At 71.2% G+C, this 13393-nt stretch carries 15 protein-coding genes; 5 read left to right on the forward strand and 10 right to left on the reverse strand.

Features of this window, described 5'->3' with window-relative positions:
* Positions 1–158 precede the first annotated feature (158 nt).
* The 4 genes from AB5J49_RS36565 to AB5J49_RS36580 all read right to left on the reverse strand — a co-directional run bounded on the left by AB5J49_RS36565 (position 159) and on the right by AB5J49_RS36580 (position 3200).
* Entirely contained in the window at positions 159–680 is a 522-nt protein-coding gene (locus AB5J49_RS36565) for a hypothetical protein (protein ID WP_369173127.1), read from the reverse strand.
* Positions 681–801: 121 nt separating this feature from the next.
* Positions 802–1998: a putative T7SS-secreted protein gene (locus AB5J49_RS36570; protein WP_369173128.1), complete on the reverse strand. Its 1197-nt coding sequence runs from the start codon at positions 1996–1998 to the stop codon at positions 802–804.
* A 10-nt stretch (positions 1999–2008) separates the two neighbouring features.
* Positions 2009–2320, reverse strand: a complete 312-nt coding sequence (locus AB5J49_RS36575; protein WP_369173129.1) for a WXG100 family type VII secretion target — start codon at positions 2318–2320, stop codon at positions 2009–2011.
* 172 nt (positions 2321–2492) lie between these two features.
* Positions 2493–3200, reverse strand: a complete 708-nt coding sequence (locus AB5J49_RS36580; RefSeq protein ID WP_369173130.1) for a hypothetical protein — start codon at positions 3198–3200, stop codon at positions 2493–2495.
* A 225-nt stretch (positions 3201–3425) separates the two neighbouring features.
* On the opposite strand from AB5J49_RS36580, the gene AB5J49_RS36585 reads away from it, so the two are divergent.
* Complete coding sequence (locus AB5J49_RS36585) at positions 3426–3569, forward strand: hypothetical protein (RefSeq protein WP_369173131.1); 144 nt, start codon at positions 3426–3428, stop codon at positions 3567–3569.
* Between the two features lie 41 nt (positions 3570–3610).
* On the opposite strand, the gene AB5J49_RS36590 is transcribed toward AB5J49_RS36585, so the two are convergent.
* The 3 genes from AB5J49_RS36590 to AB5J49_RS36600 all read right to left on the reverse strand — a co-directional run bounded on the left by AB5J49_RS36590 (position 3611) and on the right by AB5J49_RS36600 (position 5892).
* Complete coding sequence (locus tag AB5J49_RS36590; protein WP_369173132.1) at positions 3611–3931, reverse strand: DUF4333 domain-containing protein; 321 nt, start codon at positions 3929–3931, stop codon at positions 3611–3613.
* Positions 3932–4308: 377 nt separating this feature from the next.
* The gene (locus AB5J49_RS36595) at positions 4309–4971 is read right to left on the reverse strand and encodes a response regulator transcription factor (RefSeq protein WP_003997051.1); all 663 of its coding nucleotides are present in this window, start codon (positions 4969–4971) and stop codon (positions 4309–4311) included.
* A gap of 243 nt (positions 4972–5214) precedes the next feature.
* A complete protein-coding gene (locus AB5J49_RS36600; protein WP_369173133.1) occupies positions 5215–5892 on the reverse strand; it encodes a DUF3000 domain-containing protein in 678 nt (225 codons plus the stop codon).
* Positions 5893–5996: 104 nt separating this feature from the next.
* Here AB5J49_RS36600 and hemE point away from each other — a divergent pair, with 104 nt between their 5' ends.
* Complete coding sequence (gene hemE, locus AB5J49_RS36605; protein WP_369173134.1) at positions 5997–7052, forward strand: uroporphyrinogen decarboxylase; 1056 nt, start codon at positions 5997–5999, stop codon at positions 7050–7052.
* A 7-nt stretch (positions 7053–7059) separates the two neighbouring features.
* On the opposite strand, the gene AB5J49_RS36610 is transcribed toward hemE, so the two are convergent.
* Positions 7060–7884: a rhomboid family intramembrane serine protease gene (locus AB5J49_RS36610; protein WP_369173135.1), complete on the reverse strand. Its 825-nt coding sequence runs from the start codon at positions 7882–7884 to the stop codon at positions 7060–7062.
* Positions 7885–8022: 138 nt separating this feature from the next.
* Between AB5J49_RS36610 and AB5J49_RS36615 the strand changes: the two genes are divergently transcribed.
* Entirely contained in the window at positions 8023–8355 is a 333-nt protein-coding gene (locus AB5J49_RS36615) for a hypothetical protein (protein ID WP_369173136.1), read from the forward strand.
* A 121-nt stretch (positions 8356–8476) separates the two neighbouring features.
* Here the strand turns inward: AB5J49_RS36615 and AB5J49_RS36620 are convergent, their stop codons facing one another.
* Positions 8477–9886 carry an FAD-dependent oxidoreductase gene (locus AB5J49_RS36620; protein ID WP_369173137.1) on the reverse strand — a complete coding sequence of 470 codons (1410 nt, stop codon included), beginning with the start codon at positions 9884–9886 and terminating at the stop codon, positions 8477–8479.
* Positions 9887–9913: 27 nt separating this feature from the next.
* On the reverse strand, positions 9914–10927 hold the full coding sequence (locus tag AB5J49_RS36625) for a DUF4349 domain-containing protein (protein WP_369173138.1): 1014 nt from the start codon (positions 10925–10927) through the stop codon (positions 9914–9916).
* 161 nt (positions 10928–11088) lie between these two features.
* On the opposite strand from AB5J49_RS36625, the gene hemG reads away from it, so the two are divergent.
* Positions 11089–12549, forward strand: coding sequence for a protoporphyrinogen oxidase (gene hemG / locus AB5J49_RS36630; protein WP_369173139.1), 1461 nt, complete (start codon positions 11089–11091; stop codon positions 12547–12549).
* A gap of 5 nt (positions 12550–12554) precedes the next feature.
* Positions 12555–13286, forward strand: a complete 732-nt coding sequence (gene hemQ / locus AB5J49_RS36635) for a hydrogen peroxide-dependent heme synthase (protein ID WP_369173140.1) — start codon at positions 12555–12557, stop codon at positions 13284–13286.
* Positions 13287–13393 lie beyond the last annotated feature (107 nt).

The raw sequence follows: 13393 nt of genomic DNA on the forward strand, positions 1-13393 counted from the left end.
CCGCGGGCCCGGCTTGCTGCTCAACGGCCTCAGCAGGCTCCGCATGGCACCTGCCGTCCGTTCGAGGACTCGCAGGCGGCATCCGTCCGCTCGACACCGCCCGCGACATGGACGACGGGGGACCGGGGTCGGTCCGTGTCCCGGCGTCAGGCCCGCCTCTAGCCCTCCGGGGTGGGGGTGGCCGGGCGGAGGGCGGAGATGAAGGCCTGGTAGTCCTCCAGGACGTCCTGGAGCTGGCTCGTCCTCGCCGTCAGCGCGATCTCGATCTCGGCGCGTTCACCGCGCCGCTGCTCGTTCTCCAGCACCAGGATGAACTGGCTCTGCGCGAGCTCCATCGGCTGTCCGTTGACGGTGGCCTGGATGCGCAGGTTCTGCACGATGCCCGGGGCGTCGATGAGGCCCGGCGCCGGCGAGGTGCCCACCTCGGTGCGCTTGACGACGTCGACGGCGCCGACGTTCTGGCGCAGCCGCCGCACCGACTCCTCGGCGAGTCCGTGCAGGCTGGACGAGCCTTCGAGGGTGTGGCCGGTGACCGTGATGTTCGGCATGAAGCCCTGGCCCTTGGAGGCCATGTGCAGTGCGACGAAGGCGGCGTGCGGGGCGCCGACCTCGTCCGGGGGCGCGGACTGCCAGCCCTGCGGGAGCTCGATTTCGAGCGGCACCGGAAGTGTGCCCGGCATGGTGGATCAACTCCTTGCGGTACGGCTTCCGACGGTACGGGAAGCGACGGGGAGAGGGGACGGGAGGGGGACGGGGAAGGGGCGGCGGCGGGGAGGCCCGGGCGGGGCCGCCCCGTGGCGGTCAGTCGAACCAGTCCCCGATCGCATCGACCGCGTCGCCGGCCGCGTCGGTGACCTTGCCCGGGTCGATCTCGATCTGGCCACCGAGCTTGCCACCGACACCGAGGGCTACGCCGACGTCGCCGCCGATGACGATCTTGCCGTCCTTCATGCCCGCGTCGAAGTGGGCCTCGGCACCGGCGCCGGCCCACGCCTCCGCCGTGCCACCGACGCCGACACCGGCGACGGAGGCATGTCCCTCCGCGGTGGCCTTGGCACCGGCGAAGGCCTCGGCGCCGACGTGGACACCGTCCGTGCCGATGGAGCCCTTGACGCCGGCCTCGGCGCCCACGTACGCCTCGCCCTTGCCGGAGGCCTCGAAATAACCGACCCCGTACTTGCCCTCGGCGGTGGCCTGGGCGAGGTAGGCCTTGCCGGATGCCTGTGCGGTGGCGTTCCCGTCCACGAGGCCCACACCGGCGGAGGCGTCGACACCGAGGAGGTTGACGCCGGCCTTGCCGGAGACCTCGCCGCCCGCGAACTCACCGCGGCCCTTGGCCTCGGCGCCCCAGACCTTGGCGTCGGCGGTGACGGACGGGCCGGCCACGGTGACGCCCGGACCCTTGCCCTCGCGCAGGGCCTCCCTCTCCTGCTGCGTCATGTTCTTGTGGTCGCCCCAGGTCCTGATGGTCCGTGGGTCGCGTGCCCGTTCCAGCTCGAAGAGTTGCTTGGACGTCGCGCCTGTGTCGTCCTGCGCCGCTTCGGAGGCCCAGAAGAGCCAGTCGGGCGCGTTGTCGCCCTCGCCGCCCTGCGCCTTGAACTTCTTGGCCGCCGCGTCGCCCTCCGCCTCGACATGGGCGCGCGCCGACTCCAGCAGCTGCTCGCCGCCGCTCTCGTCGCCCCCGTCGTACAGCCGGATGGCCTCTTCCGCCTGCCCCTGGGCCCACTGGAGGGCCCTGGCGTAGTCCCGCAGCGCCCCGGCGGCCGCGCCCAGCGCGTCCGAGCCGCGGTACCACTTCTGCTTCTGGCCCGAGAAGTCCTCCCAGAAGGCATCGCTGGCCTGTCCGTGCCAGCTGGGAATACGGACGGAGCCGAGTTCGTCCCCGATGCCGTCGAGGGTCTTCGCATGACCGTCGAGCTTGTCCGCGTCGCCTGTGAGCTTCGACGGGTTTCCCGGGATGAGTGCGCGTGGGTCCCGAGTGGAGCCAAGTTGTGCCATTGCTTCCCCGTCAGTAGCTCGGGCCGGCGACCGCGGGCCCGGTGAAGTGGTTCTGGGACTCCTGCTCGGCGCGCTCGTAGGACGCGGCGTTCTCGTCCAGCTTGGCCGCCGAGTTCTCCCCGTCCTCCTTCATCGGGCTCTTGATGGCCTCCGTCCAGGTGGCCATCAGCTGGCCGAACTCCTTGGCCGCGTCGCCGTGGCCGAAGTCGCCGCCGGAGTCCCCGAGTTCGTCGAGCTTCACCTTGTCGCTCCGGCCCACGGAGTCCTTGATCTTCTTGGAAGCCGACCGCAGCTCGGACGGCTCGACATCGAACTGGCCCATCCGCTCCCCCCTCTACGTCCAAGAGGGCGCGAACGCGCGTCCGCACCCTGATTGTTGAGAACGTAAAGAGGGTCTACCAAAGGCAAAGACGCGGCGACACCGGCCCCGGACCTCACATGATTCCTACCGGGAAGCTTCATAGCGCGACCGCATCCGGTGCCTCGGGACGGCCTTACGGCGCCTGCGGAGGCTGGGCGGGTGACAGGGATCCCAAGTGGCCCGCGGCATCGACGAGATACTCAAGGGGCTCGTCGAACGTCTCACTGCTCAGCTTGGTCCGCGAACGCGAGGTGATCAGCTGACCGTCGTGGAGCCGGAGCGGCATCTCCAGGGCGCGAGGGTCGGAGGTGAGGAACTCCGCCAGGCCGTCGAGCAGGACGGGCCGGGCGCGCTCCTCGTCGCGGGAGACGATGTGGAAGTCCTTGTCGAGCTGGGGGATTCCCACCTCCATGGCCCTTCCTCGATAGAAGGTGTCGAACCAGCCGTCGCGGTAGATCCGCAGGTCCGGAACCTCCATGCCCAGATTCAGGGCCCAGACGGAGTGGGCGATGACTTGCGTCGTCTCCGAGTCGATGTCCTTGTTGTAATAGCGGTACTCGAAGGCGCGGAAGCCGAATCCGCGGTAAATGCCGCTGACGACGTTGTCCCCCATGACGTTGCTGGCCTTGTCCGGGAGCGGCTCGGCCCCCTGGTAGGCGTCGACGAGGCTCGGCACGCCCTCCTCGTAGGTCCACCCGCGGCTCTCGGCGAACGACTGGAGCCGGGCGTACCCCTCCTGTTCCGTACGTTTCTTGCGGGCCTTGCGCCGGACCGCCCACACCGCGAGCGCCGCGACGCCGCTCCACCACACCAGGACCAGGACTGCTTCCGCTCCACTCATGGTGCCAGCATCCCCCGAGGCCCCACTGCGGGCCCACCCCCCTGGTGCTCCATCACAATCCGCACCTCGCGGTCACACATTTCCCCCGCGCGCGCCGGAACGGCAGCCCCTGGCTTCCTTGGGCTGTACCGAGCCGAAGTCGCCGGCCCGGCAGGTGGTCGTGCGGGTGAAGGTGTCACATCGCCGAAGTGGGGACGTTTTGACGGATGGGTCGAGGCGCTTGTCATGCGCGGGGTGCTGCTGGTGGTGGGCGGGTTCTTCGTCGGCGTGCCCTGGCTCGTCCACGGGGGGAAGCAGGAGTACACCCGGAGCGCGGGCCGGGGGACGCGGAGTTCGATGCCGGTGGTCCCCTTGCCGGCGCACGTGTGATCGCCGAGAACGGCGGCCCGGGAAGCGGGGCCCGGCCTGGCTCAGGAGGCCTTCTCGTCGACCTTGATGTCGTAGTTGATCGTGCTGCCGTCGACGGAGGTGACCTTGGTGGTCACGCCGATGCTGGTGCCGTCGCTCGCGGTGAGCTTGCAGCGCAACGAGGTACCGACCTTGCCGACGAGGTCCTCGGGGCAGGTGACGTCCGGCTTCGGCTGGCCTGTCTGCGCGGCGAGCTTCTCGGCCACCGCGTCCGCCACCTCCTCCTTGGGCAGCTTGGCCTCCGCGGAGCAGCCCACCAGCAGCGCGGCGGCGGCCGCGGCGGCGAGGCTCCAGGAGGCCAAGGAAGAGGAGGACTTGGGCATAACGGGCTCCGTTCGGGGCGAGAGGACCACGAGGGTCGGAAAATGACGCTCGTCGGTGCGACTGTCTATCAGCCCGGACTGCCCGCCTGACGGATCTTCACATCCTCCCGCTCGGGCCCGCGAGTGATCTTCACTCGCCTTCCGTCTCGGCCGGCCGGATCAAGGGCTTCCGCGCATGGACAGCGCCCGCCGACGGAACGTTCCGTCGGCGGGCGCCTGAGGGTCGTAAACCAGTCAGCCAGCTGAAAGTCCGGTCCACGACAGAGAGGGGACGCGGGCGGGATCAGCGGCCGATCCCGTTCACGTCAGTGAATGATCAAGAGCTCAAGGGAGTGCGGCGGGACTCGAAGGGTTGCGGCGGATGTCGTGGGCGGATGTCAGTGGATGATTCCGGTTCGCAGGGCCACGGCGACCATGCCGGCGCGGTCACCGGTGCCCAGCTTGCGGGCGATACGGGCGAGGTGGCTCTTGACGGTCAGGGCGGACAGGCCCATCGAGACGCCGATCGCCTTGTTCGACTGGCCCTCCGCCACCAGCCGCAGCACCTCGACCTCGCGACCGGACAGCTCGCGGTAGCCGCCCGGGTGGCTCGGGGCACCCGGGTGGCGACGGTGCATACGGGCGGCGGCGGCGCCGATGGGGGCGGCACCAGGCCGGGTGGGGAGCCCGACGTTGGTGCGGGTGCCGGTGACGACGTAACCCTTCACGCCGCCGGCGAGGGCGTTGCGCACAGCGCCGATGTCGTCGGCGGCGGAGAGGGCGAGGCCGTTGGGCCAGCCCGCGGCGCGGGTCTCCGACAGGAGGGTGAGGCCGGAACCGTCGGGCAGGTGGACGTCGGCGACACAGATGTCGCGGGGGTTGCCGATGCGGGGACGAGCCTCCGCGATGGACGAGGCCTCGATGACGTCGCGCACACCGAGGGCCCAGAGATGTCGGGTCACGGTGGAGCGAACGCGGGGATCGGCCACGACCACCATGGCGGTCGGCTTGTTCGGGCGGTAGGCGACCAGGCTTGCGGGCTGCTCGAGGAGAACGGACACCAGGCCTCCTGGGTGCGGGGACGGCTTTCAAGGTCACAGTCGTCTTCGGCACCAAACCCATGGCCCTTTAGAGAAAGATCACGATTTAGTGAGTAACAATCGGGGCAATTCAGACACACGGTCGATCGTTCGTAGAGCGAATTGGCTCGATCTAGAGCCTTCGCTGACCGAAAGTGGCCGTATCGACAAAGTGATGGTCAAGCGTGTGGCGGTTCGAGCGGGCGGGGATCGAGCAAGGGCCGGTCAGCGGGACTGCGGATCGCGGCGCTGCGGCAGCGTCACCACCGACGCGTCTCCCGGCCCCGCCGGGGGCAGGCCCGCGACCTGGGCCAGCAGGTCGCACCAGGACGCCAGATGGGCCCCCGTGTCCGGAACGCCGCCCAGGCCCTCGCGGGGCGTCCAGGAGGCGCGGATCTCGATCTGCGAGGCCGCCGGGCGCTCGGACAGGCCGCCGAAGTAGTGCGAGCTCGCGCGCGTGACGGTGCCGCTCGGCTCGCCGTACGACAGCCCGCGCGCCTGGAGCGCACCGGTCAGCCAGGACCAGCACACCTCGGGCAGCAGCGGGTCGGCGGCCATCTCCGGCTCCAGCTCCGCGCGCACCAGGGTCACCAGCCGGAAGGAACCCCGCCAGGCGTCGTGCCCCGCCGGGTCGTGCAGCAGCACCAGGCGGCCGTCGGCCAGGTCCTGGTCACCGTCGACGACGGCGGCCTCCAGCGCGTACGCGTACGGAGCCAGGCGCTGGGGCGCCTTGGTCTGCTCGACCTCGATCTGCGGCCGCAGCCGCGCGGCCCTGAGCGCGTCGACGGCAGCCCGGAAGGGCGGCGGAACCGTACTGCTCCCGTCCAAGTCGCCCTCCTTGGCGTCCTTTGCGTCGTCCATTCCGCCAGCGCCGTCCGACAGTCGTTCCTGAGCCGCAGCCATGCCGGGAAGATTAAGGGGAACGGGGGCTTCGTGCAGGGAGAGACACCCGGACAACACGGCAACCCCAACGCCGGGCCCCGCGCGGCCGTGCGAGACTTGCCCCCGTGAGTGCCAACCAGACGCCGCCGACAGCCACGTACGACTCCGCCTTCCTCAAGGCGTGCAGGCGCGAACCCGTGCCGCACACGCCCGTGTGGTTCATGCGGCAGGCCGGGCGCTCCCTGCCGGAGTACCGCAAGGTGCGCGAGGGCATCCCGATGCTCGAGTCGTGCATGCGGCCCGAGCTGGTCACCGAGATCACCCTGCAGCCCGTGCGCAGGCACGACGTGGACGCGGCGATCTACTTCAGCGACATCGTCGTCCCGCTCAAGGCCATCGGTATCGACCTCGACATCAAGCCCGGCGTCGGCCCGGTCGTCGAGAACCCGATCCGCACCCGCGCCGACCTGGCCCAGCTGCGCGATCTCACCCCCGAGGACGTCTCGTACGTCACGGAGGCCATCGGCCTGCTCACCCGCGAGCTCGGCGCCACCCCGCTCATCGGTTTCGCCGGCGCACCTTTCACCCTTGCGAGCTACCTCGTCGAGGGCGGCCCGTCCCGCACGTACGAGAACGCCAAGGCGATGATGTACGGCGACCCCGAGCTCTGGGCCGACCTGCTCGACCGCCTCGCCGACATCACGGCCGCCTTCCTCAAGGTCCAGATCGAGGCCGGCGCCTCCGCGGTCCAGCTCTTCGACTCCTGGGTCGGCTCCCTCGCCCCCGCCGACTACCGGCGCTCGGTGATGCCCCACTCGGCCAAGGTCTTCCAGGCGGTCGCCGGGTACGGCGTCCCGCGCATCCACTTCGGCGTCGGCACCGGTGAGCTGCTGAAGCTCATGGGCGAGGCCGGCGCGGACGTAGTCGGCGTCGACTGGCGTGTCCCGCTGGACGAGGCCGCCCGCCGCGTCGGCCCCGGCAAGGCGCTCCAGGGCAATCTCGACCCGACCGTTCTGTTCGCCACCCCCGAGGCGGTCGAGACCAAGACCCGCGAGGTGCTCGACGCCGCGGCCGGCCTGGAGGGCCACGTCTTCAACCTCGGCCACGGCGTCATGCCGTCCACCGACCCGGACGCGCTGACCCGGCTCGTCGAGTACGTCCACACGCGGACGGCCCGGTAAGAAGCGCTCACCATGTCTGCCGGGGCCGCGCCCGCCTGCCGAACAGCAGGCCGCGTGGTTCCGGTGGCGGCGGTGTTCCCGGTTTGAGCGGCCAGGCGAGCGCCATGCCCGCGAGGAAGCCCACGATGTGCGCCGCGTACGCCACGGTGCCCGCGTCGGAGACGCCCTCGCCGGACGAGTACACCGCCTGCAGCACGAACCAGAAGCCGAGCACCAGCCAGGCCGGCAGCCGCAGCGGCAGGAAGATCAGGAACGGCACGAGGACCCACACCCTCGCCTTCGGATACAGCACGAGATAGGCGCCCAGTACGCCCGCGATGGCCCCGGACGCGCCGATCAACGGCTCGGCGGAGTCGTCGTTGAGGATCGCGAAGCCGTACGACGCCGCGTAGCCGCAGACGACGTAGAAGAGCACGTACCGCACATGGCCCATGCGGTCCTCGATGTTGTTGCCGAAGATCAGCAGGAAGAGCATGTTGCCCAGCAGGTGCAGCCAGCTGCCGTGCAGGAATATCGCGGTGACGACGGACAGCACCGGGGACTTGTCGTACTCCGGCGCGCCGATGACACAGCCGGGGCCCTGGGTGCCCATGGCGACCTCGCCCGTGGGGACCACTCTCGGCAGCTGGTCGTGGATCAACTCCCTTGGCACCGCCGCGTAATGGTCCAGGAACGCGTGCAGATGGCACAGCTGCGCCAGACTGCTCTCACCGGCCACGGAGCCGGCTATGCCGGGCGTGGACAGGAACACGAGGACGTTCGCGGCGATCAGCGCGTATGTCACCCAAGGGGTGCGGCGCACCGGGTTCACGTCATGGACGGGGATGACCACGACAGATATCTGCCCAGGACAGGTGCGGCGAATACGTGCGGCGCGCAGGTGAACGTGGTGGGCGCCGTGTGCGTATGACTCGGCAACCGCCCGCGGCACAGGGAAGGCGGGTCGCGGGGACTACGTGAGGAACAGGCGATGAACGACCGAGTTACTCCTGCGATGCACGCGTTGCCCGACGGGGAGGCCGAGATCGCCGTGGTGGTGCGGCTGCCGTGGGAGGACGTGGCCCGGCTGGGGCAGGAGGCGGGACGGCTTGCTTCGCAGATGCAGCGGCCCGTGACGCTGGACGAGGCGGTGAGTCATCGGTTGCGGTCGGCTCGGCCGGGGGCCGCGCATGCGAAGCCGGCGGGGGAGCAGCCGGCTGCCGCCATGCCGCCGAGTGTGAGTGCGTCGGTGTCGTCGTTGCCTTCGCGGCCGCCGGCGGAGCAGGCTCGGCAGGCCATCGAGAGGATCAACGGATCCGCTTGAGCGCCGCAGGGGTGCGGGTGGTTCGGCGGCCGCGGGTTTGTCGTGGCTGGTCGCGCCCACGCGGCGGAGCCCGCATATGGACACAGCCCCGCGCCCCTCGGGGCGTTGCTCGCGCCGCCTGTTATGAGGGGCCGGCGTTCACTGCCTTCGCCGCCTTCCTGGCTGCCACCAGCACCGGGTCCCACACCGGTGAGAACGGAGGCGCGTAACCCAGGTCCAGGGACACCATCTGTTCCACCGTCATCCCCGCTGTCAGTGCGACCGCCGCGATGTCCACCCGCTTGCCCGCGCCCTCCCTCCCCACGATCTGCACACCCAGCAGGCGGCCCGTGCGGCGTTCGGCGAGCATCTTGACCGTCATCATCGACGCGCTCGGGTAGTAGCCCGCCCTGCTGGTGGACTCGATCGTCGCCGTGACGTACTGCAGGCCCGCCCTGCGCGCGTCCTTCTCGCGCAGGCCCGTGCGGGCGATCTCCAGGTCGCAGACCTTGCTGACGGCCGTGCCGACTACGCCGGGGAAGGTGGCGTAGTCGCCGGCGGCGTTCGTGCCGATGACCTGGCCGTGTTTGTTGGCGTGGGTGCCGAGGGCGATGTGGCGTTCCTGGCCGGAGACCAGGTCGAGGACCTCGACGCAGTCGCCGCCCGCCCAGATGTTCTCGTGGCCGCGCACGCGCATGGCCAGGTCGGTCAGGAGGCCGCCGTGGTTGCCGAGGGGGAGGCCGGCGGCTCGCGCGAGCGTGGTCTCCGGGCGTACGCCGATGCCGAGGACGACCACGTCCGCGGGGTACTCGGCGGCCTCCGTGACCACCGCGCGGACGCGGCCGTCCCCGCCCGTGAGGATCTTGGTCACCTCGGCGTCGTTGACCATCGTGATGCCCAGGCCCTCCATGGCCTCGTGCACCAGGCGGCCCATGTCCGGGTCGAGCGTCGACATGGGCTCGCTGCCGCGGTTGACGACCGTCACCTCGTAGCCGCGGTTGATGAGCGCCTCGGCCATCTCCACGCCGATGTAGCCGGCGCCCACGACGACCGCTCGGCGCCCACGCGTGCGTGCCAGTGTGTCGATGAGGGCCTGGCCGTCGTCGAGGGTCTGCACGCCGTGCACGCCGGGGGCGTCCGCGCCCGGCATGTCGGGGCGGATCGGGCGGGCGCCGGTCGCGATCACGAGCTTGTCGTACGACGTCCAGGACTCGGCCCCGGAATCGACGTCACGCGCGCGTACCCGGCCGTCGGCCACGTCGATCTCCGTGACCTCCGTCCGCATGCGCAGGTCGATGTCCCGCGCGCGGTGCTCCTCGGCCGTACGGGCGATCAGCTGGTCGCGGTCGGGGACGTCGCCGCCCACCCAGTACGGGATCCCGCAGGCCGAGTAGGAGGTGAAGTGGCCGCGTTCGAACGCCACGATCTCCAGCTCCTCGGCGCTCTTGAGGCGCCGTGCCTGCGACGCCGCGGACATTCCCGCGGCGTCGCCTCCGATCACGACCAGTCGCTCCCGCGTACCCGACACACCCCTCAAAGCGCTCATGTTCATGCGAACACGCTACGAGTGCCGGGCATTTCAGTCCTGCTCGCCGCCCTGTTCGGCGCCACGCCCGTCCCCCGCGCGCGTGGGCGTCGGTGCCGGGCGGGCCGTCGGCAGCGGGCCCAGCGCGGTCGTCGCGGGCGCGGCGGCCGGCCGGCGGGGCAGCCGGGGGCGCAGGACCTTCAGCCACACCAGCACGATCAGCGCGGCCACCGCGGCGAAGGGCAGCACGGCGCCGAACGCCACCGCGAGCCAGCGCAGCATCGTCACGAACGCGCCCCACCCGCCCCCGAGCGCGTCCAGGAAGCCCGGGTCGTCGTCCTTCGCGGCCTTCTTCTTCACCGGCGTCTCGGACAGGGAGAGGGTGATGGTGGCGAGGCTGGTGCGGTCCTTCAGGGACGCCTGCTGGGCGAGCAGCGACTCCAGGTCGGCCTGACGGGAGCTCAGTTCGCCCTCCAGCGTGACCACGTCGCTGAGCTTGGTCGCCTGGTCCATCAGCTCGCGGATCCGGGCCACGCTGGCGCGCTGCGACTTGATGCGGCTCTCCACGTCGACGACCTGATCGGTGACGTCCTGCGCCTTCGCGCTGCGCTCGATCAGCTTGCCGGCGCCCTCCAGGTCCGTGAGGACCTCCGCGTACCGGTCCACGGGCACGCGCAGGACGACGCGGGTGTGCTCGTGGCCCTCCTCGTCCCGTGTGGTGGTCTCGTTGCCGACGTAGCCGCCCGCGTTCTCGGTGGTGGCGCGGGCCTCGTCCAGGGCCTTCGGTACGTCCTTGACCTGCACGGTCAGCGAGGCCGTACGGATGATGTGGCTCGCGGTGACCTTGGGCGCCGCGCTCGCCTCGGCGGCGCGGGAGCCGCTGCCCGGGGCGCCCTCCTGCGCACCTGCCTTGGAGTCCGCCAGGGCGGCCTCGCCCCCGGCGTTGCTGCCGGAGGCCGAGTCGTCCGCAGCGCCGCTGCAGCCGGTGAGCGCGAGGGTCGCGGCCAGCAGGAGGCCGGCCAGGGCCTGGACTGGTCGTACGGATCGTGCGGAGCGTCGTGCGCGCATGTGGGCGTCCCCCCGGGGGTCGTCGTGACGACTGATGCTTCTTCGACGCCGGGGTCCGGCGGAACGTTGGCGGGAAACGGTCCCGATGCGGTCACGGTCGGGACTCGTGAAGGACACCGGGGCGCGGACGGGATGTCAGTGGGGTCTGAGAGGCTGTGGACATGCGCGAAGTGGAGACTCGTACGGGCACGGGCCGGGTCGTTGTCATCGGAGGCGGCATCGCGGGGCTCGCGGCGGCCCACCGGCTGCTGGACGCCGGACGGCAGGTCACCGTCCTGGAGGCGTCGGACCGGGTCGGCGGCAAGCTGCTGCCCGGCGAGATCGCCGGTGCGCGCGTGGACTTCGGCGCCGAGTCGATGCTGGCCCGCCGCCCCGAGGCCGTCGCCCTCGCCCGCGAGGTGGGCCTCGACGAGCACCTCCAGCCGCCCGCCACCGCGACCGCCTCGATCTGGACCCGCGGTGCCCTGCGCCCCATGCCCAAGGGGCATGTGATGGGCGTCCCCGGCACCGCGTCCGCCCTCTTTGGCGTCCTGTCCGACGAGGGCCTGGCCCGCATCGAGCGCGACGCCGACCTGCCCCGCACCGAGGTCGGGGACGACGTGGCGGTCGGCGAGTACGTGGCGGCCCGCCTCGGCCGCGAGGTCGTCGACCGCCTGGTCGAGCCCCTGCTGGGCGGCGTCTACGCGGGCGACGCGTACCGCATCTCGATGCGCTCGGCCGTCCCGCAGCTCTACCAGGCCGCGCGGACGCACGACTCCCTGACGGAGGCGGTCCGCGAGATCCAGGCCAAGGCCGCCGCAAACCAGCAGACCGGGCCGGTGTTCATGGGCCTCGAGGGCGGCGTGGGCCAGCTCCCGCTCGCGGTCGCGCGGTCGGTGCGCGCGCGGGGCGGCGAGATCGTGACCGGGGCGCCGGTGACGGAGCTGCGCCGCGAGGCGCCCGCCGGCTGGCGAGTCGTCGCCGGTGACCGTGTGCTGCACGCCGACGCGGTCGTCGTCGCCGTACCCGCCCCGGCCGCCGCGACCCTCCTGCGCGCCGAGGCCCCCGAGGCCGCCACCGAGCTGGCCGGCATCGAGTACGCCTCCATGGCCCTGGTCACCCTCGCCTACCGCCGCTCCGACACCGACCTGCCCGCCGGCAGCGGCTTCCTCGTGCCGCCGGTCGACGGGCGCACCATCAAGGCGTCGACGTTCGCCTCCCAGAAGTGGGGCTGGATCGCCGACGAGAACCCGGACGTGGTCGTCCTGCGCACGTCCGTCGGGCGGTACGGCGAGACGGAGATCCTCCGACACGCCGACGACCACCTCGTCGAGGTCTCCCGGCGCGACCTCGGGGAAGCCACCGGCCTCGACGCGGCCCCCCTCGAAACCCGCGTCACCCGCTGGACCGACGGCCTGCCCCAGTACCCGGTCGGCCACCACGCGCGCGTGGCCCGCATCCGCGAGCACGTCGCCGAGGTGCCGGGCCTCGCCGTGTGCGGCGCGCAGTACGACGGCGTGGGCATCCCGGCGTGCATCGCGAGCGCGTACGCCGCCGTCGACCAGCTGGCCGGCGATCTGCGCGGTGTGGAGGAGCTCACCGCCCACCCGGTGCAGAGTCTGCACGGAGGAGCGGGAGAATAAGGGACATGAGTGACGACGCCCCCACCACCGAGTCCGGCAGGATCCCGAACAAGGGCAAGCTGGCCAAGGACCTCAACGAGGTCATCCGCTACACCCTCTGGTCCGTCTTCAAGCTGAAGGACGTGCTCCCCGAGGACCGCGCGGGCTACGCCGACGAGGTCCAGGAGCTGTTCGACCAGCTCGCCGCCAAGGACGTGACGATCCGCGGCACGTACGACGTGTCCGGCCTGCGCGCCGACGCCGACGTCATGATCTGGTGGCACGCCGAGACCAGCGACCAGCTGCAGGAGGCGTACAACCTCTTCCGCCGCACCAGGCTGGGCCGCGCCCTGGAGCCGGTCTGGTCGAACATGGCGCTGCACCGCCCCGCCGAGTTCAACCGCTCGCACATCCCGGCGTTCCTCGCCGACGAGACGCCGCGCGACTATGTCAGCGTCTACCCCTTCGTGCGCTCCTACGACTGGTACCTGCTGCCCGACGAGGACCGCCGCCGTATGCTCGCCGACCACGGCAAGATGGCCCGCGGCTACCCGGACGTGCGCGCCAACACGGTCGCCTCGTTCTCGCTGGGCGACTACGAGTGGCTCCTCGCCTTCGAGGCCGATGAGCTCTACCGCATCGTCGACCTCATGCGCCACCTGCGGGCTTCCGAGGCCCGGATGCACGTCCGCGAAGAGGTGCCGTTCTACACCGGGCGCCGGAAGTCCGTGGCGGAGTTGGTTGCGGGGCTTGCCTGATCAATTGCGGTGAGGCGAGGTCGGCCGGGGGGCCGGGGGTTGTCCCCCGGATGATGCGGTACCGGGCGCCGGAAGTCCGTGGCGGAGTTGGTTGCGGGGCTTGCCTG

The sequence above is a fragment of the Streptomyces sp. R28 genome, assembly GCF_041052385.1.
Taxonomy (GTDB): Bacteria; Actinomycetota; Actinomycetes; order Streptomycetales; family Streptomycetaceae; genus Streptomyces.